At 67.1% G+C, this 26,576-nt stretch carries 26 protein-coding genes; 17 read left to right on the top strand and 9 right to left on the bottom strand.

Annotated features, from left to right (window positions below):
• Positions 1 to 29: 29 nt before the first annotated feature.
• From DW307_RS06195 to DW307_RS06180, 4 genes are all read right to left on the bottom strand, one after another.
• Positions 30 to 1,739, bottom strand: coding sequence for an ABC transporter family substrate-binding protein (locus DW307_RS06195; protein ID WP_029260206.1), 1,710 nt, complete (start codon positions 1,737 to 1,739; stop codon positions 30 to 32).
• A 117-nt stretch (positions 1,740 to 1,856) separates the two neighbouring features.
• Positions 1,857 to 3,785: an ABC transporter ATP-binding protein gene (locus DW307_RS06190; RefSeq protein WP_029260207.1), complete on the bottom strand. Its 1,929-nt coding sequence runs from the start codon at positions 3,783 to 3,785 to the stop codon at positions 1,857 to 1,859.
• Positions 3,782 to 4,711 (bottom strand): ABC transporter permease, encoded by a 930-nt coding sequence (locus tag DW307_RS06185; protein ID WP_029265003.1) that lies wholly within the window; start codon positions 4,709 to 4,711, stop codon positions 3,782 to 3,784. The genes DW307_RS06190 and DW307_RS06185 overlap by 4 nt, the downstream gene beginning before the upstream one ends.
• A gap of 2 nt (positions 4,712 to 4,713) precedes the next feature.
• Positions 4,714 to 5,697 carry an ABC transporter permease gene (locus DW307_RS06180; RefSeq protein ID WP_029260209.1) on the bottom strand — a complete coding sequence of 328 codons (984 nt, stop codon included), beginning with the start codon at positions 5,695 to 5,697 and terminating at the stop codon, positions 4,714 to 4,716.
• A gap of 241 nt (positions 5,698 to 5,938) precedes the next feature.
• On the opposite strand from DW307_RS06180, the gene lepA reads away from it, so the two are divergent.
• The 3 genes from lepA to hemW all read left to right on the top strand — a co-directional run bounded on the left by lepA (position 5,939) and on the right by hemW (position 9,747).
• Positions 5,939 to 7,792, top strand: a complete 1,854-nt coding sequence (gene lepA, locus DW307_RS06175; protein ID WP_021198562.1) for a translation elongation factor 4 — start codon at positions 5,939 to 5,941, stop codon at positions 7,790 to 7,792.
• A gap of 84 nt (positions 7,793 to 7,876) precedes the next feature.
• Complete coding sequence (locus tag DW307_RS06170) at positions 7,877 to 8,530, top strand: DUF1990 family protein (protein WP_017830360.1); 654 nt, start codon at positions 7,877 to 7,879, stop codon at positions 8,528 to 8,530.
• Positions 8,530 to 9,747, top strand: coding sequence for a radical SAM family heme chaperone HemW (hemW, locus tag DW307_RS06165; protein WP_136024300.1), 1,218 nt, complete (start codon positions 8,530 to 8,532; stop codon positions 9,745 to 9,747). Before DW307_RS06170 ends, hemW begins: the two co-directional genes overlap by 1 nt.
• A 13-nt stretch (positions 9,748 to 9,760) precedes the next feature.
• Here hemW and DW307_RS06160 read toward each other — a convergent pair whose 3' ends face one another.
• On the bottom strand, positions 9,761 to 11,179 hold the full coding sequence (locus tag DW307_RS06160) for a carboxylesterase/lipase family protein (RefSeq protein WP_240750525.1): 1,419 nt from the start codon (positions 11,177 to 11,179) through the stop codon (positions 9,761 to 9,763).
• Positions 11,180 to 11,282: 103 nt separating this feature from the next.
• Between DW307_RS06160 and hrcA the strand changes: the two genes are divergently transcribed.
• The 12 genes from hrcA (at position 11,283) to DW307_RS06100 (ending at position 21,354) form a co-directional block, all read left to right on the top strand.
• Positions 11,283 to 12,314, top strand: coding sequence for a heat-inducible transcriptional repressor HrcA (gene hrcA, locus DW307_RS06155; RefSeq protein ID WP_029260211.1), 1,032 nt, complete (start codon positions 11,283 to 11,285; stop codon positions 12,312 to 12,314).
• Positions 12,315 to 12,351: 37 nt separating this feature from the next.
• Complete coding sequence (dnaJ, locus tag DW307_RS06150; RefSeq protein WP_029260212.1) at positions 12,352 to 13,467, top strand: molecular chaperone DnaJ; 1,116 nt, start codon at positions 12,352 to 12,354, stop codon at positions 13,465 to 13,467.
• Between the two features lie 2 nt (positions 13,468 to 13,469).
• Positions 13,470 to 14,198 carry a 16S rRNA (uracil(1498)-N(3))-methyltransferase gene (locus DW307_RS06145; RefSeq protein ID WP_136024298.1) on the top strand — a complete coding sequence of 243 codons (729 nt, stop codon included), beginning with the start codon at positions 13,470 to 13,472 and terminating at the stop codon, positions 14,196 to 14,198.
• A 67-nt stretch (positions 14,199 to 14,265) separates the two neighbouring features.
• A complete protein-coding gene (locus DW307_RS06140) occupies positions 14,266 to 14,616 on the top strand; it encodes a histidine triad nucleotide-binding protein (RefSeq protein ID WP_021198568.1) in 351 nt (116 codons plus the stop codon).
• 79 nt (positions 14,617 to 14,695) lie between these two features.
• Positions 14,696 to 15,721: a PhoH family protein gene (locus tag DW307_RS06135; protein WP_208323627.1), complete on the top strand. Its 1,026-nt coding sequence runs from the start codon at positions 14,696 to 14,698 to the stop codon at positions 15,719 to 15,721.
• Positions 15,718 to 16,176 carry an rRNA maturation RNase YbeY gene (gene ybeY / locus DW307_RS06130; protein WP_021198570.1) on the top strand — a complete coding sequence of 153 codons (459 nt, stop codon included), beginning with the start codon at positions 15,718 to 15,720 and terminating at the stop codon, positions 16,174 to 16,176. Before DW307_RS06135 ends, ybeY begins: the two co-directional genes overlap by 4 nt.
• Positions 16,173 to 17,468: a hemolysin family protein gene (locus DW307_RS06125; RefSeq protein ID WP_021198571.1), complete on the top strand. Its 1,296-nt coding sequence runs from the start codon at positions 16,173 to 16,175 to the stop codon at positions 17,466 to 17,468. Before ybeY ends, DW307_RS06125 begins: the two co-directional genes overlap by 4 nt.
• Positions 17,461 to 18,357, top strand: coding sequence for a GTPase Era (gene era, locus DW307_RS06120; protein ID WP_029260215.1), 897 nt, complete (start codon positions 17,461 to 17,463; stop codon positions 18,355 to 18,357). The genes DW307_RS06125 and era overlap by 8 nt, the downstream gene beginning before the upstream one ends.
• A 54-nt stretch (positions 18,358 to 18,411) precedes the next feature.
• Positions 18,412 to 18,939, top strand: coding sequence for an RNA polymerase sigma factor (locus tag DW307_RS06115; protein ID WP_021198573.1), 528 nt, complete (start codon positions 18,412 to 18,414; stop codon positions 18,937 to 18,939).
• Positions 18,932 to 19,912: a hypothetical protein gene (locus DW307_RS06110; protein WP_136024297.1), complete on the top strand. Its 981-nt coding sequence runs from the start codon at positions 18,932 to 18,934 to the stop codon at positions 19,910 to 19,912. Before DW307_RS06115 ends, DW307_RS06110 begins: the two co-directional genes overlap by 8 nt.
• Complete coding sequence (locus DW307_RS06105) at positions 19,909 to 20,382, top strand: hypothetical protein (protein ID WP_136024296.1); 474 nt, start codon at positions 19,909 to 19,911, stop codon at positions 20,380 to 20,382. Before DW307_RS06110 ends, DW307_RS06105 begins: the two co-directional genes overlap by 4 nt.
• 15 nt (positions 20,383 to 20,397) lie before the next feature.
• Complete coding sequence (locus tag DW307_RS06100) at positions 20,398 to 21,354, top strand: NADP-dependent oxidoreductase (protein ID WP_205810404.1); 957 nt, start codon at positions 20,398 to 20,400, stop codon at positions 21,352 to 21,354.
• A 52-nt stretch (positions 21,355 to 21,406) separates the two neighbouring features.
• Here DW307_RS06100 and DW307_RS06095 read toward each other — a convergent pair whose 3' ends face one another.
• Together DW307_RS06095 and DW307_RS06090 are read right to left on the bottom strand one after the other, a co-directional pair.
• Entirely contained in the window at positions 21,407 to 21,907 is a 501-nt protein-coding gene (locus tag DW307_RS06095; RefSeq protein WP_136024295.1) for a hypothetical protein, read from the bottom strand.
• A gap of 56 nt (positions 21,908 to 21,963) precedes the next feature.
• Positions 21,964 to 22,611 carry a hypothetical protein gene (locus DW307_RS06090; protein WP_029260221.1) on the bottom strand — a complete coding sequence of 216 codons (648 nt, stop codon included), beginning with the start codon at positions 22,609 to 22,611 and terminating at the stop codon, positions 21,964 to 21,966.
• Between the two features lie 193 nt (positions 22,612 to 22,804).
• Between DW307_RS06090 and leuA the strand changes: the two genes are divergently transcribed.
• The gene (leuA, locus tag DW307_RS06085; protein WP_029260222.1) at positions 22,805 to 24,559 is read left to right on the top strand and encodes a 2-isopropylmalate synthase; all 1,755 of its coding nucleotides are present in this window, start codon (positions 22,805 to 22,807) and stop codon (positions 24,557 to 24,559) included.
• Positions 24,560 to 24,641: 82 nt separating this feature from the next.
• Here leuA and DW307_RS06080 read toward each other — a convergent pair whose 3' ends face one another.
• Positions 24,642 to 25,022 carry a VOC family protein gene (locus tag DW307_RS06080; RefSeq protein ID WP_029260223.1) on the bottom strand — a complete coding sequence of 127 codons (381 nt, stop codon included), beginning with the start codon at positions 25,020 to 25,022 and terminating at the stop codon, positions 24,642 to 24,644.
• Between the two features lie 67 nt (positions 25,023 to 25,089).
• Here DW307_RS06080 and DW307_RS06075 point away from each other — a divergent pair, with 67 nt between their 5' ends.
• On the top strand, positions 25,090 to 25,824 hold the full coding sequence (locus tag DW307_RS06075; protein WP_136024294.1) for a TetR/AcrR family transcriptional regulator C-terminal domain-containing protein: 735 nt from the start codon (positions 25,090 to 25,092) through the stop codon (positions 25,822 to 25,824).
• 19 nt (positions 25,825 to 25,843) lie between these two features.
• On the opposite strand, the gene DW307_RS06070 is transcribed toward DW307_RS06075, so the two are convergent.
• Positions 25,844 to 26,542, bottom strand: a complete 699-nt coding sequence (locus DW307_RS06070) for a trimeric intracellular cation channel family protein (protein WP_021198582.1) — start codon at positions 26,540 to 26,542, stop codon at positions 25,844 to 25,846.
• Between the last annotated feature and the right edge of the window lie 34 nt (positions 26,543 to 26,576).

Genomic DNA, 26,576 nt, shown 5'->3' with positions numbered 1-26,576 from the left:
CGCTTCGACACCATGTGTGTCAGAGAGTGTTACTTCTCCCAGCCGACGTTCTCGACCGGGGTGATACCGAACAGGTCCAGACCGACGTAGGGCTCGGGCGTGAGGTTCGCCAGGCCTTCCTTGACGGTGTAGATCTGCGGGCCGTTGTACAGCGGGATGAGGCCCCAGCGCTTGTAGATCTCCGGCTCGAGCTTCATCGCGGCAGCGGTCTGTGCCTCGGGGTCGGTCTGCGACTCGACCTTGTCCTTGATCTCGGCGTCAAGTTCGGCATCGCCGACACCCGACAGGTTGAGACCGGAGTCCGAGCAGTACAGCTGGCAGAACCATGCCGCACCGAACGGGTCGGAGGCGGTGAAGCGGAGCCCGGAGACATCCCAGTTCTTCGACGTGTAGTCGTCGGAGAACTGGCTGGAGGGCCGCACCTCGACCTTGACGTCGATGCCGATCGCCTTCTCCTGAGCCTGCAGCGACTGCGCGAGGGCCTTCTGCGTGGCGGAGTCACTCCAGATCGGGTACACGACGGAGAGCTTGACGCCGTCCTTCTCGCGGATGCCGTCGGAGCCTTCCTTCCAGCCGGCCTCGTCGAGCAGCTTCTTGGCGCCCTCGACGTCGAACTTCCAGCCGGCCTCCTTCATGGAGTCGCTGTAGCCGGGCTGGAACGAGTACAGGGTCAGCGAGCCGGCCGGGTCCTCGGAGTAGCCGAGACCGTTCCAGGCGATCTGCTTCTGCTGATCGATGTTGACGGCCTTGAAGAACGCCTCGCGAACCTTGACGTCCTCGAACTGCGGCTTGGTCGAGTCGACCTGCAGGATCGTGTTGGCGGTCTGCTGCGCGCGGTATACCTTCGCACCGTCGACGTCCTTGACCTGGTCGATGAGCTCCTGGGAACCCGTCTCGACCATGTCGACCTCGCCGTTCTTGAAGGCGTTGACGCCGGCCTGGGCGTCCATGCCGGTCATCGTGACCTTGTCCAGCAGCGGTGCATCGCCCCACCACTCGGGGTTCGGCTTGAACGAGATGTAGTCCTTATTGGCATCGAACTCGTCCACGGTGTACGGACCTGCGCCCCACTCAGGGTGCGGGTTGTCGATCATCGCTTCGTTGAAGTTCGTCGGGTCGGCGAGAGCCGGGTGCAGGACGCCGCTGTTGAACGGCATCTGCGGCCACGCGAACTCGCCCTTGAAGGTGACGATGGCCGTCTTGGGGGTGTCACCCTGCTCCACGGACTCGATGTCCTTATAGCCGTCGGTCGCGTTGGGGTTGAAGCCCTCGTCGTAGGAGCGGTTCGCCTTCCACGTGGCGTCGATGGCGGTCCAATCCATGTCGGTGCCATCGTTCCAGTGCGCCTCATCGGTGAACGTGAACGTCAGAACGGTCTTGCCGTCCTTCACTTCGTTCTTCCACTCGGAGAGGTAGTTGTCGTTCTTGTACTGCGTGCCGTCCGGCTTCATCAGGATGATCTGCGGCGTGTACCAGGCGGCGACGCGAGCCGTGTCGGCGCTGCCGTCGCTGTTGAACGCGTTGAGCTGGTCCGGAACCTCGCGGATGGCGAAGTTGACGTCACCACCCTCCTTGAGGTTCTCGCGGGGCTGCGGGTTGTAGTTCGCCATCTCGACCTCGGCTGCTTCGCCGTTGTCGCCCTTGTCGCTACTGCCGGTGTTGCCGGTAGCGCACCCGCTGAGCGCGAGTGCGAAAGCGCCGGTGAGTGCCAGCGCTCCCATCAGCTTGTACTGCTTCATGGTGCTCCTTTCGCCTTGCGGCGTGTCATAAGGGGAGAATAGTTCGCCGGATCCTCGAATGTCCGGGCGGCGAGTGAATATCGGCTAACCGTTATCGGACGGTGATCCGTGGTCTGCTCATGAGGCCGCAGGCCGCGCTGTCACCGTGGCGGGATCGAACACGATCCGTTCACGCGTGCGCTCGATGTCGGGGTCCGGGACCGGGATCGCGGACAGCAGCGCCTTCGTGTAGGGGTGCTGCGGGTTGTCGAAGACGTCGTCGACGTCGCCGTGCTCGACGAAGTCGCCGAGGTACATCACGGCGACCCGGTCGGCGATGTGACGGACGACCGACAGGTCGTGCGCCACGAAGAGGTAGGACAGTCCGAGCTTGACCTTCAGATCGTCGAGCAGGTTGATCACACCGGCCTGGATCGACACGTCGAGCGCCGAGACCGGCTCATCGAGCACCAGGATCTTCGGGTTCGTCGACAGCGCCCTGGCGATGCCGATGCGCTGACGCTGGCCTCCGGAGAACGCCTGCGGGAAGCGATCACTGTGCGCCGGGTTGAGTCCGACGAGGTCCATCAGCTCCTTCACACGGCGGTGCGCCTCGGCCTTCGGGGTGCCGATGGCCGAGAGCGGCTCCGAGATGATGTCCGCGACCGTCATACGCGGGTCGAGGGCTCCCATCGGGTCCTGGAACACGATCTGGATGTCGCGGCGCAGCGCCCGCTCCACCTTGTGGCTGTGGATGTCGTTGACGCTTGTTCCCGCGATGACGATGTCGCCGTCGGTCTGCTTCACCATGTCCATGATCTGCAGCAGCGTCGTCGTCTTGCCGGAGCCGGATTCACCGACGATGGCCAGGGTCTCACCTTCGCGCACGTCGAAGCTGATGCCCTTGATCGCGTGCACCTCGCCGACCTTGCGCTTCAGGAAAGCCCCCTTGAGCAGAGGGAACGTCTTGGTGAGGTTCTTCACCTCGAGCGTGATCGGTCGTTCTTCGCGGGGGAGTCGAGTCAGTTCGCTCTCCGGTGCCTCGCGCACCGGGTACACCGGGAGACCACCGAGCAGGCCGCCGTCGGTGATCTCGTTCGCGCGGATGCACGCGGCACGGTGCTCTTCGCCGCCACCGGTGAGCACGGGCAGCAGCTCGGGCTCACGGGTGCGGCACGCGTCCATGACGATGGGGCAGCGGTCCGCGAACGGGCACGCGTCCGGAAGGTTGATCAGCAGCGGCGGGTTGCCCTTGATGGGGGTGAGCGGTTCCTTCTCGGCCTTGTCCACGCGAGGGATCGCGCCGAGGAGACCGATCGAGTACGGCATCCGGGTCTGGTGGAACAGCTCGCGGACGGGCGCCTGCTCGACGGGCTTGCCGGCATACATGACCATCACGTCGTCGGCCGTTCGGGCGACGACACCCATGTCGTGGGTGATCATCATGACGGCGGCACCCGTCTCGGCCTGCGCCTTCTCGATGAGGTCGAGGATCTGCGCCTGGATCGTGACGTCGAGAGCCGTGGTGGGCTCGTCGGCGATGATCAGCTTCGGATCGTTCGCCATCGCGATCGCGATCACGACGCGCTGGCGCATGCCGCCCGAGAACTCGTGCGGGAACGACTTCATCCGCTTCTCGGGCTCGGTGATGCCCACCAGCTTGAGAAGGTCGATCGAACGTGCGGTCGCCTCCTTGATGCTGAGATTGCGGTGCACCGTCAGCGCCTCGATCAGCTGGGCGCCGATCGTGTAGACCGGGGTGAGCGAGGTGAGCGGATCCTGGAAGACCATCGAGATGCCGTTGCCGCGGATGGCGGAGAGCTGCGTGTCGGTCTTGCCGAGAAGCTCCTGGCCGTCGAACACGATGGAGCCGGTGACCTTGGCGTTCTCGTCGAGCAGACCCATCACAGCGAGAGAGGTGACGGACTTTCCGGAGCCGGACTCGCCGACGATGCCGAGGGTCTTTCCCGCTTCCAGGTCGAAGGAGACGCCGCGGACGGCGTCGACACGGCCGGCCTCGGACGCGAAGCTGACCCTGAGGTCGCGGACGGACAGTACAGGGCTCATGCGCGGCCTCCTGCAGCCGAGGTGGGATCGAGAGCATCGCGCAGTCCATCGGCGATGAGCGCCATCGAGACGGTCAGCAAGGTGAGGACCAATGCGGGGAAGTAGAACAGCCATGGTGCGCTGACGATGGACGAGCTGCCCTCGCCGATCAGCGAGCCGAGCGACACGTCGGGAATCTTCACGCCGAAGCCGATGAACGACAGGCCTGTCTCGGTCGTCACAGCGGCGACGATGCCGAGGGTGAAGTTGATCACCAGCAGCGAGCCGATGTTCGGGATGAGATGACGCGTCACGATGCGCAGTCCCCGGACACCCATGTACCGAGCGGCCTGTACGTACTCGCGTTCACGCAGCGACAGGGTCATGGTCCAGATGATCCTCGCGGGGAAGAACCAGCTGACGAAGATCATCACGAACGCGATGACCCACCACACTCCGCCGGAGTCGTTCGAGACGATCGACAGCAGGAGGAAGGTGGGGACCACCATCATGAAGTGGATCACCAGGAGAGCGATGCGCTCGAACCAGCCGCCGAAGTACGCGGCCGCGGTCCCGACGAGCGCCGAGAGGATCGTCGTGCCCACCGAGACGGTGATCGCGATCATGAGGGATCGCTGCAAGCCGATGGCGGTCTGCACGTAGGTGTCGTTGCCGGCGCCGTTGGTGCCGAACCAGTGCGCAGCGGACGGCGGCTGGCTCAGGGCGAGGAAGTCCATGCTGTCGACCTGGTACTGCGAGAGGAGCGGTCCGAGCGTGGAGAAGAGGATCAGCACGAGCAGGACGACGACGCCACCCACGGCCGGTTTGTTGCGCATGAACCGGCGGGTGTAGAGCGTCCACTTGGACAACGACTTGCCCGAGGCGCGGTCGGCGGTCGGCGGCGCGGCCGGCGGCTCGACGAGGGGGTCGATCATATCGGTGGTCATAATCAGCTCACCCTCACTCGCGGGTCGAGAACGACGACGACGATGTCGGCGAGCACCGCGCCGATCGCCGTCAGCACGGCGCCGAAGGCGGCGACGGCGACGACGCCGTTGATGTCGTTGTTGTTGATGGTGTCGAGGAAGTACCGTCCCATGCCCTGCCAGGCGAAGATCCGCTCCGTCAGGATCGCGCCGGTGAAGATCGTCGGGATGGTGAAGGCGACCTGCGTCGCGACCGGGATGAGCGACGTCCGCAGGGCGTGCTTGCGCACGGCCTGCGCCTTCGTGAGACCCTTCGCGCGTGCGGTGCGCACATAGTCGGCGTTGATGTTGTCGAGCAGGAGCGAACGCTGCAGGAAGTGGTACTGGGCGTAGCCCACGATCACGAGGGCGATGGTCGGCAGCGTGAGGTGCTGCAGGGTGTCCACCAGCACCGGGAAGAAGCCGGTGACGCCCGGGCTCGAGGAGCCGGTGACGTAGAAGATGCGGACCCCGGTCCACTCGTTGAGGGCGATCGCGAGAAGAACCACGGCGAGACCCGCGACGATGATGTTCACGTTCATCGTGATGATCGAGGTCGCCTGACCGATGCGGTCGGCGAGCTTGTACTGGCGGGAGGCGGTGTAGACACCGAGCCAGATGCCCAGCACTGCGGCGATGATCGTCGCGCCGAGGACGAGCTCCGCGCTGACCCACATGCGATACGAGACCTGCTCGTTGACGGACTGACCCGTGGGACTCACGCCCCAGTCCCAACGGAACAGGATGCTGCTGAACCAGTTCCACCACCGCTCGATCAGGGGAACGGTGTCGCTGAGGTTGCGCGGGGTGAGGACGTTGTCGATCTGCTCGGGGGAGAGCGGGGGACGCCGTCCCACGTAGTTGCTGCGCGGATCGAGGAAGCCCCACGCCAGGAAGAACGTGAGATTCGTGGCGACCACGATCATCAGCAGCCAGCCGAGTGCTCGGCGCAGGAGGTACTTGATCAAAAGGGGTCAGTCTTTCTCTTCTACAGACGCGCTCGGGATCTGCCGACGCAACGCTGAGTCAGTTGGATACACAATCGCCATCCACCGAACTCTGCGATGCGACGACCATCACGGGGTATGTGACGGAGTCTTATCGCTTGCGGGATCCGGTGTCACGGATTTTCCCTGGCAACTTCGGGAGACTATCACCGGTATGGCCGAATCGGGGATTAGCCTCCCCTGACCGTACAATCGAGTGGACATGTCCCCACGCGCTCTCACCCCTCTTCAGCCTGCTGCGACGCCGGCTGCGCAGATCCGTAATTTCTGCATCATCGCCCACATCGACCACGGCAAGTCGACGCTCGCCGATCGCATGCTCCAGATCACCGGAGTCGTCTCCGATCGCGACATGCGCGCGCAGTACCTCGACCGCATGGACATCGAGCGTGAGCGCGGCATCACCATCAAGAGCCAGGCGGTCAGGATGCCATGGGAACTCGATGGCCAGACCGTCGCGCTGAACATGATCGACACCCCCGGCCACGTCGACTTCACGTACGAGGTCTCGCGTTCGCTCGCGGCCTGCGAGGGAGCGATCCTGCTCGTCGACGCGGCACAGGGCATCGAGGCGCAGACGCTCGCGAACCTCTACCTCGCGCTCGAGAACGACCTCCACATCATCCCGGTGCTGAACAAGATCGATCTGCCGGCCGCCGACCCGGAGAAGTACGCGAAGGAGTTGGCCTCGCTCATCGGCGGCAAACCCGAGGATGTCCTTCGCGTCTCCGGCAAGACCGGCGTCGGCGTCGAGGATCTGCTCGACCGACTGGTGCAGGAGATCCCCGCCCCGACCGGAGACGCGGATGCTCCGGCCCGCGCGATGATCTTCGACTCCGTGTACGACGCCTACCGCGGAGTGGTCACGTACGTACGCATGGTGGACGGCAGCCTCTCGCCGCGCGAGCGCATCCAGATGATGTCGACCGGCGCGAACCACGAGGCCCTCGAGGTGGGCGTGTCGAGCCCCGAGCCGACCCCGACCAAGGGACTCGGCGTCGGCGAGGTGGGCTATCTCATCACCGGTGTGAAGGACGTGCGTCAGTCGAAGGTCGGTGACACGATCACCACGTCCCGGAAGCCGGCCTCCGAGGCCCTTCCCGGTTACACCGACCCGAAGCCGATGGTCTTCTCGGGCCTGTACCCGATCGACGGCAGCGACTATGCGGAGCTGCGCGAGGCGCTCGACAAGCTGAAGCTCTCCGACGCCTCGCTCGTCTACGAGCCGGAGACCTCGGTCGCGCTCGGCTTCGGCTTCCGTTGCGGGTTCCTCGGGCTGCTGCACCTCGAGATCATCACCGAGCGTCTGGCCCGCGAGTTCAACCTCGACCTCATCACGACAGCGCCCAGCGTGATCTACGAGGTGCTCACGAGCGACACCGGCGAGACGGTCACCGTCACCAACCCCAGCGAGTACCCGGACGGGCGCATCGGCTCGGTGTCGGAGCCGATGGTCAAGGCCGCGATCCTGCTGCCGAAGGACTACGTCGGCACCGTGATGGAGCTGTGCCAGTCGCGCCGCGGAACGCTGCTCGGCATGGAGTACTTCTCGGAGGAGCGCGTCGAGCTGCGCTACAACATGCCCCTCGGCGAGATCGTGTTCGACTTCTTCGACCAGCTGAAGTCGAAGACCCAGGGCTACGCGTCGCTCGACTACGAACCGTCCGGTCAGCAGGAGGCCGACCTCGTCAAGGTCGACATCCTTCTCCAGGGCGAGAAGGTCGACGCCTTCAGCTCGATCGTGCACCGCGACAAGGCCTACGCCTACGGCACGATGATGGCAGAGCGCCTGCGCAAGCTCATCCCTCGCCAGCAGTTCGAGGTGCCGATCCAGGCGGCGATCGGTGCGCGCATCATCGCCCGCGAGACCATCCGTGCGATCCGCAAGGATGTGCTCGCCAAGTGCTACGGCGGTGACATCACCCGCAAGCGCAAGCTTCTCGAGAAGCAGAAGGAGGGCAAGAAGCGCATGAAGATGGTCGGCCGCGTCGAGGTCCCTCAGGAGGCGTTCATCGCCGCGCTCTCGGGCGACGTCGAAGGCAAGGACAAGAAGTAGTCGGACCCGATCGCGCCCGGGGGATGTGACGTCCCGCGGCGCGTGGGGGTGTTCGCTCAGGTAACGCGAAGTAGGGTGGAAGTCATGCGGCGCGGGACTTTCCGAGACGACACGGTGGACTATGCGGCCGTGGGTGCGACCCATGCGCCCGACCTGATGCAGTACCCACCGGAGCGCAGCATCCCGGCGGAGGAATCCTGGCGCATCGGCAGTGGGGTCGAACGGTTCCAGACGGCTGGCGAAGCGCTTCTGTCGTGGACGGCGCAGCGTGCGGCCGGCCTCTCGGTCGAGGACGTGCGACCCGCGCCGGGACCTGCCTACGCCGGAGTGAGCTTCGACGCGGAAGGCAACCCGATCGCTCCGAGCAAGCGAGACGTCGAGCCGCGGTACGACGCCGAGGGGATGCCGTTCGTCGGGGCGGGGATGACCCTGCACCTTCGCGGACGCGTCGCCGGCATGCGCGCCGATTCCGAGCTGCGCGTGATCTCCGTCACCGAGGAGACCCGACGTGTCGGGTTCGTCCTGGGCACGGTCGGCGGATCGGTCGTCAGCGGCGAGGAGTCGTTCGACGTGGATTGGCGTGAAGACAACGACGAGGTGTGGTTCACCGTCCGGGCCTTCGATGCGCCCAACGGTCTTCTCTACCGCACGATTCCCGCGCTCGTGAAGCGTCGTCGTCGTGAGCTCTTCGCGCGCTACCTCCGGGCGATCTCTCCGCTCTACGCGACCCCGCTCTGATGGCGGGACCGCTTCCCCTCGGAGATCCCGCGCCAGCGGACGGGCGCCTGCCGTCCGACCTCGCGATCGACACGGCCGTTCCGTTCTCGGCATACCTGCACATTCCGTTCTGCACGGTGCGCTGCGGGTACTGCGACTTCAACACGTACACATCGACCGAGCTGCGCGGGGCGAAGCAGGAGGACTACGCATCCACGTTGATCTCCGAAATCGCCCTCGCCCGTCGTGTGCTGGACGACGCCGGGGCACAGCGGCCCATGGACACGGTCTTCTTCGGCGGAGGTACGCCCACCCTTCTTCCCGCGGATGACCTCGCACGCATGCTCGACGCGGCGAGCGACGCGTTCGGCCTGGCCGAGGGTGCAGAGGTCACGGTGGAGGCGAACCCCGACACCGTGACACCTGAGGTGGCCCGCATTCTCGCGGACGCCGGGGTGACGAGGATGTCGGTGGGGATGCAGTCCGCCGTTCCCCATGTGCTCGCCGCGCTCGATCGCACCCATCGCCCCGAGAACGTGCGCACCGCCGTCGCCGCCGCGAAGGATGCAGGTCTCGCCGTGAGCGTCGATCTGATCTACGGCGCACCGGGGGAGTCGCTGTCCGACTGGGAGGCCTCTCTCGATGCTGCCCTCGCGCTCGAACCCGATCACATCTCCGCGTACGCGCTCATCATCGAGGACGGTACGAAGCTGGCCCGCCAGATCCGCCGCGGCGAGGTGCCGACGCCGGACGACGACCTGCAGGCCGACATGTACGAGCTCGCCGATGCGCGCCTGGCCGACGGTGGCTTCGACTGGTACGAGGTGAGCAACTGGGCGCGCACGCCTGATCGCCGGTCGCGGCACAACCTCGCGTACTGGCGGGGGAGCGACTGGTGGGGCTTCGGTCCTGGTGCGCACAGCCACGTCGCCGGCCTGCGGTGGTGGAACGTGAAGCACCCGGCCGCGTACGCGCAGCGTCTCTCGGCATCCGAGTCTCCGGCAGCCGGCACCGAGCGCCCGGACGAGGAGTCGCGCACGCTCGAGCGCATCCTGCTGCTCAGTCGTATCCGTGAGGGCATCGCCGTCGACGACGTGCCGAGTGCGAACCGGAGCAGGGTCGCCGGGCTCATGGCCGACGGGCTCGTCGACCCCGTTGCAGCGCTGCAGGGGCGCATCCAACTGACACTGCGGGGCCGTCTTCTCGCGGATGCCGTGGTCCGCCAGCTGACCGACTGATTCCTTCTCGGAATCATCCGGGAAGCAGATCCATGCCCGCTGTCCGCCGCTGCGTCACCGTCGCGCTGTCCGCATCGAAGACACGCGTCCGGCGGTCCGGCCCATAGGCGGGCCACCCGGGGTCTCCGGCGGTCGCGAACCCGACCCAGGCGGCGTTCATCTCGGCGGCGAGCCGGCGCGGAGCATCGGGACCCGCCAGTCGCTCGGCCTCGGCATCATCGAGCCGATCGAACACGAACCCGAGCTCGAGTGCGTGGGCCGCCCGCAGGTCACGCACCGAACTCGGCCAGGCGAACTCGTAGACGTAGGTCGTGTCCGGGTGGGCCGCCGCCACACGGCTGAGGGGCGCACGCAGCATCATGTCCGTGACGAGCTGCCCGAAGATCTCCCCGGTGCTCGCGTCGGGGAATGCGGATCGGTACGCGGTCACCGCGCGCCGGGGGATGCGTGACAGCAGCCGTGCGGCCTGCAGCTTCATCCCGCCGATGGCGGCCAGCGCCTCCGGCGGGAACCAGAGCCGATACTCGTCGGTGTTGCTGCCGATGAGGAGCGGGGTGTCGATCTCCCCGAGCACCTCATGCGGCGAGCGGGGAAGGCTCTCGGCGTCGATCGCGAACTGGAACCCCGGTGCCCCGCCGAGGGGTGACGATCCCGCCGATTGCGCCGTGCGTGCGTCCAGCAGCTGGTCGGGTGTCAGCGCGGCGAAGGCCTCACGGTCGGCCCGCACACCGAGTCGCTTCGCGATCTGCGCGGTCACTCTTCCTGCCTTCCGCGCGGTCTGGGCGCGAAGTGGGCCGGACTCGATGATCGCGCGGCTGATCAGTTCACGGGAGGTGTCCCGCGCGAGGAGACCGGCCACGATCGCGCCACCGGCCGACTCGCCCATGGCGGTGATCTGCGCCGGGTCGCCGCCGAACGCCTGGACCTCTCGGTGCACCCACTCCAAAGCGGCGGCGGCATCGCGCAGGCCGAGATTCCGCGGGGCGCCGTCCAGCACCGAGAAGCCCTCCGAACCGAGTCGGTAGTTGATCGAGACGAAGACGAGGCCTGCCGTGGCGAACACGGTGCCGTCGTACAGCGGTAGCGCGGCGGTCCCTCGCTCGAGCGCGCCGCCGTGGATCCAGAGCAGGACGGGCGCGCCAGAGGCATCAGCGGGAGCCCACACGTTCGCGGTGAGGATGTCGTCGCCGTCGATGCGCACAGATCCCAGCAGCTCGCCGATCGCTCCGGCGTAGGGGACCTGGGGTGGTGTCGGCCCGAACTGCGTCGCCTCTCGCACGCCCTCCCAGGCCGGGACGGGTTGCGGTGCGCGGAAGCGGTTCTCCCCGAACGGAGCCTGGGCATAGGGAATGCCGAGGTAGCGGACCACCCCGGCCTCCTCGGTGCCGCGGACGAGGCCGTTCGACAGGGTGGCCAGGGGCGAGGTGGTCATGAGCGTCATCCTAGGGTCGTGCGCCCGCGGTACGGAGAATCCCGAGCTGCACGGGGTAGGATTGGCACTCTGAACGTCCGAGTGCCAGCGGAAGGGAAGGGCGATGGTCACAGAGCGAGGACTCCAGGTTCTCCGAGCGATCGTGCAGGACTACGTCGAGACCCACGAACCCGTCGGCAGCCGCTCCATCGTCGACCGGCACTCGTTCGGCGTCTCGGCGGCGACGATCCGCAACGACATGGCGCTGCTCGAGGACGAAGAGCTCATCACGGCTCCGCACACCTCGTCCGGCCGTGTGCCCACCGACAAGGGCTATCGCGTCTTCGTGAACCACCTCGCCCAGCTGCGACCGCTCTCGTCGGCTCAGCGCTCGGCGATCGAGTCCTTCCTCGGCGAGCCGGCCGACCTCGACGACCTGATGGCGCGAACGGTGCGGGTGCTGACACAGCTGACCGGCCAGGTCGCGCTCGCCCAGTACCCCTCGTTCGCCCGCGCGCATGTCACGCACGTCGAGCTGGTCGCGCTCGCGCCGAACCGGCTTCTGATCGTGCTCGTGACCGATGCCGGCGGGGTCTCGCAGCGTATGGCCGTCCTCCCGGAGCCGATCGACGACGCTGACATGGCTGTGCTGCGCGCACGGCTGTCCGCGTCGATCACCGGTCAGGGCATCGGGGAGGCATCCGATCGGCTGCAGGCGTTGCTGGTCGCCGAGGAGAAGCCCCAGGATGCCGTGCTGCGCACGCTTGCTGCGGTGATCGTCGACGAACTCGGCGGCTTCCGCCAGGAGCGACTGGTGATGGCGGGAGCGGCGACCCTCGCGCGCCGGGAGCAGGACTTCCGCGGCAGCATCCACCCCCTCCTCGAAGCCATCGAGGAACAGGTGACGCTCCTGCGTCTGATGAGCGAGATGGTGACTGACGAGCACGGACTCGCCGCGAGCATCGGCACGGAGAACGCCCCGTTCGGCCTGGGCGAGGCGTCGATCGTCGCCAGCAACTACGCCGCCCCGAGCGGCACGGCGCGCGTCGGAGTGATGGGACCGACGCGCATGGACTACCCGAGCAACCTCGCCGCAGCGCGGGCCGTGGCCCGCTACCTGTCGCGGATGCTCGATGAAGACGAGGCCGGCCGCTGACGCGGTCGCCACCGAGACACACGCAAGAAAGGCGATTGTGGCGGACCACTATGAGGTTCTCGGGGTGTCCCGAGACGCTTCCACCGATGAGATCAAGAAGGCGTACCGGCGCCTCGCCCGGCAGCTGCACCCGGATGTGAACCCGGGAGAGGACGCGGCGGAGAAGTTCAAGCTCGTCACACATGCGTACGACGTGCTCAGCGACGACGACTCCCGCCGGCGCTATGACATGGGCGGCGGAGACGGTGCGGCAGGGAACTTCGGCGGCTTCGGCGGTTTCGGCGACATCTTCGAGACGTTCTTCGGGGCCTCGCAGGGTGGCGGACGTGGCGCGCGTCCGCGTTCGCGTCGCGAGCGTGGCCAGGACGCCCTCGTCCGCGTGACCCTCGACCTCGGCGATGTGGTGTTCGGTGCGCACCGCGACATCGACGTCGACACCGCGGTGCTGTGCGAGACGTGTCAGGGATCCTGCTGCCAGGAGGGCACCTCTCCGGTCACCTGCGACATCTGCGGTGGCTCCGGTCACGTGCAGCGTCAGGTGCGCAGCCTGCTCGGCAACGTCGTGACCTCTCAGCCCTGCGGCACGTGCGAGGGCTACGGCACGACGATCCCTTACCCCTGCGGCACGTGCGGTGGCCAGGGCCGCGTGCGTTCGCGCCGTACCGTGTCGCTCGACATCCCGGCCGGCGTCGAGACGGGGCTCCGTCTGCAGCTTCCCGGTTCCGGCGAGGTCGGCAAGGCGGGCGGACCGAACGGAGACCTGTACGTCGAGGTGACGGTCAACCCGCACGCGGCGTTCAGCCGTGAGGGCGACGACCTGCTCGCCACGCTCGAGGTGTCGATGACGGATGCGATCCTCGGCACGGAGACGAAGATCCAGGGACTGGACGGTGAGGTGGACCTCGAGATCCGTGCCGGTGTGCAGTCCGGCGACGTGCTCACGATCAAGGGCCGCGGCATCACTCCGCTGCGTGGCACGCAGCGCGGCGATCTGCGGGTCGGCGTGCAGGTGCTGACCCCGACCAGGTTGGACTCCGCGCAGCGGGCCCTGATCGAGGACTTCGCCAAGAAGACGAAGTCGCCGGAGCCCCAGCTCGCGCAGTTCCAACAGGGACTGTTCTCGAAGCTCCGCGACCGCTTCCGCAGCCACTGACCATGGCCCTGCATTTCCTCGTCGACTCGTCGACCGATGCCGGAGTCGGCGACATCGTGTCGTTGACCGGAGCCGAAGCCAAGCACGCGGCCGTCGTACGACGGCTTCGCGTCGGCGAGGCCGTCACGGTCGGCGACGGTGCCGGAGTGTGGTTGGCCGGTGTCGCCGAGGAGGTGTCGCCCGCTCGCGTCGACGTGCGCATCGCAGAGCGCGTCGAGCGTCCCGCGCCCCGTCCGCGGATCGTCCTGGTGCAGGCGCTCGCGAAGGGCGATCGCGATGAGCTCGCCGTACAGGCCGCGTGCGAGCTCGGCGTCGACGAGATCGTGCCCTGGCAGGCGAGTCGCAGCGTGTCGCGCTGGGAAGGTCCGAAGGCGGTGAAGGGGAGGGAGCGCTGGGCGAGCATCGTGCGCGAGGCCGCGAAGCAGGCGCACCGCGCGTGGGTCCCGGAGGTGGCCGCGCCGGTCTCGACGAAGCAGCTCGCCGAGCGCGTCAGCTCGCAGCGTGTTCTGCTCCTCGACCCGACGGCCCCCGAGCGGTTGTCCGAGATCGTGACGGACGGCCGAGACCTGGTGATCGTCGTTGGGCCGGAAGGCGGGATCTCCGAAGAGGAGCTCCACCGCCTGACGGAGGCGGGGGCCGAGCGGGTGCTCCTGGGCGACACCGTGCTGCGCACCTCGACGGCAGGGCCTGCCGCGATCGCCGTGCTGTCGGTCGCACTCGGCCGATGGTGAACGCGACTCGCCCTGCCGCCTACGGGCACCGGACTGCGAGCGCCCTGTGGTCAGTAGACTTGACGGCATGACGGAACCCTCGATCTTCACGCGCATTCTGAACGGGGAGATCCCTGCCGAGATCATCGGCGAGACCGACCGCCTCTTCGCTCTGCGCGACATCGCGCCGCAGGCGCCCGTGCATCTGCTCGTGGTGCCGAAGACCGCGGAGTACCGCGACGTGACCGAGCTCGCTGCCGGGGATGCCACTCTGCTGGCCGACATGATCGCCTTCGCGGGGGAGCTCGCCGCGGAGCACACCGAAGACGGCGACTTCCGCCTCGTCTTCAACACCGGCGCGAACGCCGGGCAGACCGTGTTCCACGTCCACGCGCATGTGCTGGGCGGCGGATTGACCGAGAAGAGCGTCGGTGCCTGAGAACCACGAACCCCAGGAGCGCAGCCGGGGAGGTCAGCCTCCCGAGGCCGTCGAGAAGATCTACGCCGACGGCGTCGCGATGGTGCAGCTGCTCGGGCCCCAGGACCGGCTTCTGCGGATGCTCGAGAAGGAGCACCCCGGCGTCCAGGTGCTCGTGCGCGGCAACGAGATCACGCTCGGCGGCAGCACCGATGCGGTCGCGAAGGCGAAAGCGCTGGTCGACGAGCTCCTCGCCATGACGAGGGCGGGGCACGACCTGGCCCCGAGCGATGTGTCGAGCTCCGCGCGCATGCTGCGTCAGGAGGGCGGACCGCGTCCGAGCGAGGTGCTGGGCGAGGCGATCCTGACCACCCGTGGCAAGGTGATCCGTCCGAAGACCCTCGGTCAGAAGGAGTACGTCGACGCGATCGAGGAGAACACGATCGTGTTCGGCATCGGTCCCGCCGGTACGGGCAAGACCTATCTCGCGATGGCGAAGGCGGTGCAGGCCCTGCAGCGCAAGGAAGTGACCCGCATCATCCTCACCCGTCCCGCCGTCGAGGCGGGGGAGCGGCTCGGGTTCCTCCCCGGCACCCTCACGGACAAGATCGATCCGTACCTGCGCCCGCTGTACGACGCGCTGAACGAGATGATGGACCCCGAGATCGTGCCGCGACTGATGGCGACGGGCACGATCGAAGTCGCCCCGCTCGCCTACATGCGCGGCCGCACCCTCAACGACTCCTTCGTGGTGCTCGATGAGGCGCAGAACACGACTCCCGAGCAGATGAAGATGTTCCTCACGCGCCTCGGCTTCGGCACGCGGATGGTCGTCACCGGCGACATCACGCAGGTCGATCTTCCGCAGGGTGCATCCGGTCTCCGTCTGGTCACCCGTGTGCTCGACGGAATCGACGACATCCATTTCTCCCGCCTCACCAGCGATGACGTGGTGCGCCACTCGCTCGTCGGCCGCATCGTCGACGCGTACAGCGAGTACGACGAGAAGCGCACCGCGCAGCGGTTCGAGCGCGAACAGGCGGCCGAGTTCGCCAATCGTGCCGAGCGCCGAGGAGCGCAACGACCAGGACCGCGTGATCGCGCCCCGAAACGAGGACTCTCATGATCGAGATCAACAACGAGTCGGCCATCGACGTCGATGAGACCGTGCTGCAGCGACTGACCGACTTCAACCTCGCACAGCTCCACGTGAGCCCGGACGCCGAGGTGGCGATCGTTCTCGTCGACGAGGGCGCCATGGAGGCTCTTCACGTGCAGTGGATGGATGAGCCCGGTCCCACAGACGTGCTGAGCTTCCCGATGGACGAGCTGCGCCCCGGTACCGAGGATCGCCCGACCGCTCCCGGTCTGCTCGGCGACATCGTCCTCTGCCCGCAGGTCGCGGAAGCGCAGGCGCAGGCCGCGGGACACACTCTGATGGACGAGCTGATCCTGCTGACCACGCACGGGTTGCTTCACCTTCTCGGATTCGATCATGCCGAACCTGACGAGGAGCGTGAGATGTTCGGGCTGCAGAAGGAACTGATCCAGGGCTTCGCCGCAGCTGAACGCCGGCGATGACCGCGGCTCTCCTGCTGATCGCCGCCGTGCTGCTGGTGGCCTTCGGCGGTCTCATGTCCGCGATCGATGCGGCATACGGTGTCACCTCACGGGCGGGTCTGGCCGACATGGCGACGGAAGGGCGCAGGGCCAAGGCTCTGGGTCGCATCGCCGCGGACCTCGATGCGCACGTGAACGCCGTGGCGTTCATCCGCGTGCTGGCAGAGGTCACGGCCGCCGTGCTCGTGACGGTGGCGTTCACCATCCTGATCGAGAACAACTGGTGGGCGATGCTCGCCGCCGCCCTGTTGATGACCGCGATCACCTTCGTTCTCGTGGGGGCGAGCCCGCGCTCGTTCGGGCGCCAGCACGCTGAGGGCATGATCCGCGGCACGGCCTCGGTCGTGCGTGGACTCCGTATCTTCCTGGGCCCCCTCGCCCAGGGACTCGTCGTGCTCGGCAACCGCGTCACGCCGGGTACCGGCCGCAGCTCGTTCACCAGTGAGGACCAGCTGCTCAGCATGGTCGACGAGGCGGCGTCGAACGACCTCATCGAGGAGGACGACCGCGATCTCATCCACTCGGTATTCGACTTCACCGATCAGTTCGTCCGCGCCGTGATGGTGCCCCGCACCGAGATGGTGACCGTCGATGCCACGGCGACGACGGATGAGGCCATGTCGCTGTTCCTGAACCGGGGTGTGTCGCGCATGCCCGTCGTCGATGACGATGCGGACGACGTCGTCGGCGTGCTCTATCTCAAGGACCTCGTGCAGTTCGCCTATCGTGACGACAGCGCGTGGCGCGCGGCCTCGATCCGGCCGATCGCGCGCCCGGCGACCTTCGTCCCCGAGTCGATGCGCGCCGAGACCCTCCTCCAGCAGATGAAGCGCGACGCCGTGCATGTGTGTCTGGTGATCGACGAGCACGGCGGGATCTCGGGCTTGGTGACGCTGGAGGACTTGATCGAGGAACTCGTCGGCGAGATCTCGGACGAGTACGATCAGGTGTCGGCGGAGTTCGTCGATCTCGGTCACGGACGATACCGCGTGAGCTCCCGCCTCTCGCTCGAGGACGTCGGCGATCTCTTCGGTCTCGAGCTCGAGGACGAGGATGTCGACTCGATCGGTGGGCTGCTCGGCAAAGCGCTGGGACAGGTTCCGCAGCCCGGTGCAACGGCCACCGTGGAAGGTTTGGTTCTCACGGGCGGCGCGTCGCGCGGCCGTGGCAGAGGTATCGCGACGGTGTTCGTGGAACGTGCGGCGGGGGAACCCGACGCTTCGCAGGATGAAGGAGATCGAGACGATGACTGACGATACTCGAAGCGGGTTCGTGACATTCGTCGGCCGCCCCAACGTCGGGAAGTCGACGCTGACGAACGCCCTCGTCGGCGAGAAGATCGCCATCACCAGCGAGAAGCCGCAGACCACGCGTCGGGCGATCCGCGGCATCGTGAACCGTCCCGAGGGTCAGCTCGTCATCGTGGACACCCCTGGAATCCACAAGCCGCGCACGCTGCTCGGCGAGCGGCTGAACGATCTCGTCGAGCAGGTGCTGGGCGACGTCGACGTCATCGGCTTCTGCGTGCCCGCGAACGAGAAGGTCGGTCCGGGGGATCGACGGATCGCCGCCTCGCTCGATGGCTACCCGCGTGCGAAGAAGATCGCGATCGTGACGAAGATGGACGCTGCCGCTCGTGATGAGGTCACCGAGCGGCTCCTGGAGGTCGATTCGCTGCGTGAGGACTGGGCCGCTGTCATCCCGCTGTCCGCCCTGACGCGCGAGCAGCTCGACGTGCTCTCGGACGAGATCCTGACGCTGATGCCCAAGGGGCCGGCACTCTATCCGGAGGGCATCACGACGGACGAGTCGCAGGAGGATCGGATCGCCGAGATGATCCGAGAGGCCGCCCTGGAGGGGGTGCGTGACGAGCTCCCGCACTCGATCGCCGTCGTCATCGACGACATCGCGCCCCGTGAGGGCACGGACCTCACCGACGTGCACGCCTCGATCGTGGTCGAGCGCGACAGTCAGAAGGCGATCATCATCGGGCATAAGGGCAAGCGACTCAGCGAGGTGGGGGCGCGAGCGCGCGTCGGCATCGAGGAGCTGCTCGGCACGCGCGTCTTCCTCGGGCTGCATGTGAAGGTCGCGAAGGAATGGCAGCGCGATCCGAAGCAGCTCGGCAGGCTCGGATTCTGAGATGACATCCGGCATCACGTCGATGGCGGCGGGCAGGCCGCCGACCCCGGCGACATGAGTGGTCGCAGCGAAGACCCGAATCCGCTGCGCAACGAGGTCTTCACCCGAGTGTTCGATGAGCACTGGGCAGCAGTGCGGCATCACATCGAGGGCGTCGTCGGCGCGGAGGACGAGGTCACCGAGATCGTCTCCGAAGTGTTCCTGCTCGCCTGGACCAAGCTCAGACCTGCACGACCGCCGAGCCGTGTCTGGCTGTTGCGGGCGACGGATCGGCGGCTGCGGGCTCGTTCCGGCCGGGCGTCGACGCCCTACGGTGCGCTCGACGCTGTGCATCTGGGGCTCTCCGGCGAAGAGGGCGGACCGGATCAGCACAGTCGCCTCGCGGTCCTGCGGGCTTTGGCTGTCCTCACTCCAGGTCAGAGGCGTATCATCATGCTCACGTACTGGGACGGACTCACGGTGGGGGAGATCGCGGAGTTGTTGCGCGCTTCCGAGTTGCGAGTGCGGAAGACGCTGGGACGCGCGCAGGATCGCCTGTGTGCGGAGCTGGGCCTGGAGGGGCGGACGACGGGTGATGACTGACAACGCCGTGCTCGAACGGATGCTGAGCGATGCCGATCCCGCACCGACTCCACGTGACGCTGCGCCCGACGCGCGGGCCCTCGCGACTCGCGACCGCATCCTCCGCACGAGCACCGCACCGAGGCGTCGCCGTCGGCGTGCACTCGGCTGGGCTTCCGGTCTGACCGCGGTCGCAGCCTCGGCGGCTCTGGCCTTCGCCGTGCTCTCCCCGCAGGGGGCGGCGGTGGCCGGGATGCCGGCACCGCTCGAGTTCGACGGCTCGGTCACTGTCGCTCAGGTCGTCGACGGGGCCGAAGCGAGCCTCGCCGAGAGCCCCGGTCCCGGTGAGCCGGTGCGATCGGTCAGGGCCGCCTCATGGGGGTTCAACGTCGAGGTCGATTCGAAGACCACGACCGTCGTTCCCCAGCTTTCGACGCTCACGTGGGAACCGGACGGTTCCGGACGTGCGACCACCATCGACGGTGTTCCGTACGACCCCTCGGACGCGGCGGCGAGCAATGCTGCAGAGGTCACCAGCAGCGGAAGAGTGGTCAACGATCTGGTGATGGCACCGGGGGACTTCACCACTCCCTGGACCGCTGTGCCCGGTGAGGCGCACGACGACATGGTGGCGATGCTCCGTGCGTTCGGCATGCCGGACGACCCGACGGCATTCGACGTGGAGACCGCATTCACCTCCGTCCTCGGCCAATGGACGTTGACGAATGCGCAGCACCGCGAGCTGCTGCTCCTCCTCGAGGAAGCCGGCGGCGGTCAGGCGCTCGGAACGACGACGGATCGGCTGGGGCGACCCGTCGACGGCATCCGTGTGCAGTCGCCCGACGGGGCGGTGAGCGACGTGGTGCTGGTGTCCCGCGACACGGGAAGGATCGTCGGAGTGGAGCGCACCGTGCTGATCGCCGACGAGCTCTTCGCTGCGGGCTCGATCATCTCGTATCAGATGTGGGACGTGGAGGAGGATGTGTTCCGATGAAGCGCTCGACTGCTCTCGCGGCGATCGTCCTCGGGCTGCTCGTCGCCTTCGGAGCGACTCCGGCGATGGCCGCAGACCCGGGCGATCGTGAGGTCGATCCTGCCGTCACCGCGATGCTCGAAGAGGTGCCGGGCGGCATCGTCATCGATGCGACGCGAGCGGTGTGGCCCGACCTCGGCATGGAGCTGCAGATCCGCGGCGCGTCCAGCATCTCCGCGCGCACAGTCGGCGGCTGCGCGACCGGCAAGACCTGCGCATTCAATCTCGCGTCACTCGGCGGGAGCATCCTGAGCTTCAGCTCGTGCAGCGTCAACGCCGTGCCAGCGAGCTTCGTGACCAGGTCAGCCGCGAATGCACGGACCTCCGGCTACATGCAGGCGCGAAACGGATCATCGGTGCTCGCCACCATCTACGCGGGCAACTGGTCCAACGTATCGGGCACCGTCACGAACCTGCGTTGCGTCCTCTGAGAAGCATCGCGCGCCGTGGCCTCGACTGATCCGTTCCGCGCGTGGCAGTGGACCGCGCCGGTGTGGGGCCCGCCCGAGACCTGGGCGTTCGTCGAGCATGAGCTGCGCACTCCCGAGCCCGGCGAGGTCACGATCCGTGTCCTCGCCGCGGGGGTGAACCCCGCAGACGCGAAGCATGTCGCGGCTCCCCGCACGGGCATCGAGCTGCCCGTCCCGATCGGGTATGAGGTCTCGGGGGAGATCTCGGCCATCGGCGCGGACAGCCGGACCGGCTCGGGGGCCGTCGACATCGGCGACGAGGTCATCGCCTTCCGCGTGCGCGGTGGCTACGCGACCGAGATCACCGTGCCCGCCGAGAAGGTGTTCGCCAAGCCGTCGACGCTCACGCACCCCGAGGCCGCGAATCTGCTGCTCGTCGGCACCACGGCCGCAGAGATGCTCGCCGTCACCGCTGCGGCACCAGGGGAGACGATCCTTCTCCACGGCGCTTCCGGCGCCGTCGGCGTGAGCGTGCTGCAGCAGGCGCGGCTCCGCGGCATCCGCGTCATCGGAACGGCGAGCCCAGCCCGCTTCGGCGAAGTCCGAAGGTTCGGGGGCGTCCCTGTGGAGTACGGCCCCGGGCTCTCCGGCCGCGTCCGCGACCTTGCGGATGTTCCGATCGCTGCGGCCTTGGACACGGCGGGAACGCGGGAAGCCGTGGACGCGTCCCTCGAACTCGTCACCGACCGTCGACGGATCGTCACGATAGCCGCCGCGGGTCGCGCGGAGGGTGACGGCATCCGCTTCATCGCCGGGTCGATGCCTCAGAGCGCCCGCTTCCGCGACGAGGTGCGGGGAGAGTTGGTCGCGCTGGCGCAGAACGGCGATCTCGTGGTCCCTCTGGCCCGCACCTTCCCCCTGGCCGACGCACCGGCGGCGCATCGGCTTCTCGCCACCGGCCATCCCGGCGGCAAGATCGCTCTGATCCCCTAGTGCAGGGGCGTTGTCTGTCCGATGTGTGTCCGCTGCTTCAGCGTCCTCCGGCTCAGGCCCGCAGGTAGAAGATGATCCCGGCCGCAGAAATCAATGCGGAGACGACGAAGATCCAGATAGCGAACGTCAACACGATCATGCGGGCACTCCTCTCCGCTTGATCGCCCTCATAGATCTCAGCACCATTCACCTTCAACCGTTCGGCGGCAAGGGCGGTGAGGCGGCGTCGTGAGGCGAGGACGCCGAGCCCGAAGGCTCCCAGAACACCCGAGGACACGAGCGGCAGGATGAGCTCCCACTGCTCAGCAGGAGCGGGGCGGGGACCAGGCGCGTCATCGACGCCGTACACCACGAGGGCTGCTCCGACGATCACGAAAACGATGCCGATCAGTCGTGTCATCCATGGTCGTTGCGTGGCATTCGCCACGGATCCGCGATGTGATCCGATCACGTAGTTCCCCGCGATGATGAGCTCGGTGGTCTGCCGGGACAGGATCGACGCGAGGATGCCGATGAGGATGGCGAACCCGCCGATGAGCAACTCGATTCTCATCGCATCGCGACCGGAGGTCTATGCATGTGGAAATGATCGCACACGACGGCGGGCGCTCAGTCGATCTCCCGGAGCGCGGACGTCACGATCACGACACCGTCTCCGTACTCCGCGTCCGCGGCATCCTGGATCGTCCCGTCATCCCAGACGACATCGAGCCACACGTAACCGCGATCGGTGCGGAGCGTGACCGCCTCATCCCCGAGGCGGGCCGAGATGTCGTCCTGGATGCGGCTGAGTTCTCCGGGCGGCGTCGTGCCGTCGACACCGTCCGTCGGATCCTCCGGGGCGATCGGGTCGAAGAGTGCGAGCATGATCGGCGGATCGGTGTTCGTGAGTCGCTCGCCGTCGTAGGTGGCATACACGGCGTATGCACCCCACGTCGTCTCCCCGCTGGACTCGCGACCCTCCACGTCGTCCCAGGACCAGCCGTCGACGGGGACGCCGTCGCATTGCGGAGGAGACGACTCCATGATCGCTCCCATGCACAGCTGCACGTCGCCACCCACGTCCAGCACCGTACCCACCCCGATCACGCGCCCTTCGGGGAGATCGGGCCGGGCGTCCTCGATGCGCTGCTCGGATGACGCCGTCGTGCTCGTCGGCGCCGGCGAGGTGCCGGGGCCCGTCGTGCATGCGCTCAGGAACAGGAGGGCGACGCCTGAGGCGGCGGCGATGGACAGGCGACGCTGCGATGTGCTCATACCGACGAGTGTCGGTGGGATCCGGATCGTCTCAGACACGTCGGTACCGCGATCGCATCCCTGCTAGCATGACCTCATGCCTTTCGGCGGTCTGCTTCTTCTTAGCTGCCGCGACGAGTCCTAAAGCTAGGGCCTTCCTCGTCGCGGCGCTTGTGTTGGCCCGTTCATCTTGACGAAGAGAAGAAGCCCCATCATGCAGAACACTCAGCGCCCGTCCGCTATGCCGATCCACAAGTACCGGCCGTTCCACGAGCAGATCAACGTCCACCTGCCTGACCGCACCTGGCCCGACGCCCGCATCACCAAGGCGCCCCGTTGGTGCGCGGTCGACCTCCGTGACGGCAACCAGGCCCTGATCGACCCGATGTCGCCCGAGCGCAAGCGCGTGATGTTCGAGCTGCTCGTCAGCATGGGGTACAAGGAGATCGAGGTCGGCTTCCCCTCGGCGAGCCAGACCGACTTCGACTTCGTCCGTCAGCTCATCGAAGAGGACCTGATCCCGGACGACGTCACCATCCAGGTGCTGACGCAGGCGCGTGAGCACCTCATCGCGCGCACCTATGAGTCGATCGCCGGCGCCAAGCAGGCCATCGTTCACCTGTACAACTCGACGAGCGTGCTGCAGCGCGAGGTCGTCTTCCGCACCGACAAACAGGGCATCATCGACATCGCGCTCGAGGGGGCGCGCCTGTGCCGGCAGTTCGAGAAGACCATCCCCGACACGAAGGTCTACTACGAGTACTCGCCCGAGAGCTACACCGGCACGGAGCTCGAGTTCGCCGTCGACATCTGCAACCAGGTGATCGAGGTCTTCGAGCCCACTCCCGACCGCAAGGTGATCATCAACCTGCCCGCCACGGTCGAGATGGCCTCGCCCAATGTCTACGCCGATTCGATCGAGTGGATGAGCCGTCACCTCGCGCACCGCGAGAACGTGATCCTGTCGCTGCACCCGCACAACGACCGCGGTACCGCGATCGCAGCGGCTGAGCTCGGCTACATGGCCGGCGCCGATCGCATCGAGGGATGCCTGTTCGGCAACGGCGAGCGCACGGGCAACGTCGATATCGTCGCGCTGGGCATCAACCTCTTCACGCAGGGTATCGACCCGCAGATCGACTTCAGCGACATCGACCAGGTCAAGCGCACGGTCGAGTACTGCAACCAGCTGCCGGTGCCGGAGCGCAGCCCGTGGGCGGGCGACCTCGTCTTCACCGCTTTCAGCGGATCGCATCAGGACGCGATCAAGAAGGGCTTCGAAGCCATGGCCGTGCGTGCCGAGGCCGAGGGTGTGACGGTCGACGACATCGAGTGGGCCGTACCGTACCTGCCCGTCGACCCGAAGGACCTCGGTCGCTCCTACGAGGCCGTCATCCGCGTGAATTCGCAGTCCGGCAAGGGCGGTGTCGCCTACCTGCTGAAGGCCGACCACGCGATCGATCTGCCCCGCAAGCTCCAGATCGAGTTCTCGGGCGTCGTGCAGGCGAAGACGGATGCCGAGGGTGGAGAGGTCACGAGCGAGCAGATCTGGTCGATCTTCAACGACGAGTACCTTCCGGCGGTCGACACGGCGGCGAAGTGGGGACGCTTCGAGCTCCTCGCCACGCAGACCCGCAGTGACATGTCCGGCGACGTCGCCCTCGACGTGGTCCTGCGCGACGACGATCAGCAGGTGTCCGTCACCGGCAACGGCAACGGGCCTGTCGCCGCTTTCGTCGAGGTGCTGCGTGGGCAGGGCTTCGACATCACGGTGTACGACTACGTCGAGCATGCGCTCAGCGCCGGTGGCGACGCGCAGGCGGCAGCCTACGTCGAGCTGCAGGTCGGCGATCAGCGTCTGTGGGGCGTCGGCATCGACGGCGACATCTCGACCGCGTCCCTCAAGGCGATCGTGTCGGGTGTGAACCGTTCGATCCGCACGCGTCAGCAGGAGCTCGCGGCGGTCTGATCGACGCGTCTCGACGACGGCGGCCGGAATCCCCCGAGGACCCCGGCCGCCGTCGTCTGTGTGTGCACCTCTGGTCAGGGGGCTATGCGACCCATTGCACCAGCTGCCAGACGAGACCGTTCGGATCGGCGAACTGGCAGTAGCGCTCACCCCACGGCTCGGTCTCCGGGGGAGTGATGACCCGCGCTCCGGCGTCGGAGATGCGCGCGAACTCCCGGTCGATGTCGTCGACGACGAACACGACCAGGGTGCCTTCCCCTGCGGAGCCGGAGATCTCCTGCGGGCGGAACGTGCTCAGTCCGGTCTCGAGGAAGATGATGTTCGGTGGCGAGTCCGGGTGCTGCAGGGAGACGAATCCCTCGGCGGACATCGCCTCCTCGAAGCCGAAGTGGGTCTTGGCGAAGGACGCCGAGGCGGCGACGTCGGGAACGTTGAGCGAGATGGCGGTCTGAGTGATGTTCACAGTTCTCCTGTCATAAACTACGTACAACGTATAGAGTTAAGTCGTCGACGCGGGAGGGTATTCCGAAATGGCCAAGAATCTCGTGGACCTGCTCTGGCGCAAGGACGCGTCCGAGCGAGCGGACGGGCATCGCGGGCCGCGTTCTCGCGTATCCGTCGACGCCGTGGTGTCCGGGGCGATCGAACTCGCGGACGCCGGTGGGGCCGAGGCGATGACGATCCGTGCGCTGGCGCAGTCGCTCGACCTCACGGCGATGTCCGTCTACACGCACGTCAACAGTCGGGCGGACCTGCTCGTCCTGATGGTCGACGAGGCGCACGCGAGGATGGCGACGTCGCCGGCGGACGGAGCGGGGTGGCGAGCCCGCGTGCGTCGCGTGGCCGATGAGAATCTCGCCCTGTTCCGCGCCCATGCGTGGTTGCTGGACGTCGATGATGCTCGAGTCGTCGTGGGTCCGGGAACGATAGCGAAGTACGACCGCGAGTTGCGGGCATTCGATGACGCCGGACTGTCTGCTGTCGAGCGTGACGCGGCGTTGTCCTTCGTCCTCGACTTCGTGAGGGCGACGGCGGCGAGAATGCGCGGGAGTGCAGAGCGGGAGCGCTTCGGGCCGTTCTGGGCCGACGCCGCGCCGCGCGTGACGGGATATCTCGGCGCGGACTTCCCCCTTGCTCAGGCGGTCGGTCAAGCAGCCGGCGAAGCGATGGACGGCCCCTACGACGCCGACGTCGCATGGGACTTCGGTGTGGCACGGCTGATCGACGGGCTCGCCGGCATCGTCTCGGATTCCTCGCCGCGCTGAGAGCGTGTCGTGCTGGTTCTCAGAGGTCGGCGCTGGGCTTGACGATCGCGATCGCGCCGGTCTCTGCGGCCACCTTGCGGCGGTAGATGCGCCGCTGCTCGGGCAGGGAGACGTCGAACGTGACGGCGAGGACCCGGATGACGGCGGTGACGGCGATGCCGATGACCGCCGCGAGAGTGATCGGCATTCCGAGGGCGACGGCGATCACGATGAAGGTGCATCCTGCCCCCGCGGCGACCGCGTAGAGCGAACCGACGTGCATGATCGCGGTCGGAAGCCCCATGAGCATGTCGCGGAGCACGCTGCCACCGACCGCGGCGCAGACGCCGATGAAGACCGCCGGGACTTCGGGGATCCCGAATGCGAGGGCCTTGCTCGTCCCGAAGGCGCCGAACATGCCGATCACCACGGCATCGAGGACCACGATCACGGTGTTCAGCCGGGTGAAGAGGCCCGCGAGCAGCATGCCGAGCAGGGCCGCCCCGCCGGCGGTGACCAGATACCACTGATTCTGCAGGGTGGCGGGCGTCTGTCCCAGCAGGATGTCGCGGATGAGACCGCCACCCATCCCGATCATGATGCCGATGATCGAGACGCCGAGCCAGTCGAGTCGACGCTGCCCCTGGAACCCCGATGCGAACATCGCGCCCTGGACGCCACCGAGGCCGACGCCGAGGAGGTCCGCCCACAGCGGAATGGTGAAGAGCGGTTCGGTCACGCCTCCATTCTCGCGCACGGAGGATAATCGGAGG

Source organism: Microbacterium sp. K27 (assembly GCF_004794435.1).
Classification (GTDB): Bacteria; Actinomycetota; Actinomycetes; order Actinomycetales; family Microbacteriaceae; genus Microbacterium; species Microbacterium maritypicum_A.
This window is presented reverse-complemented; position numbering and strand designations above follow the sequence as displayed.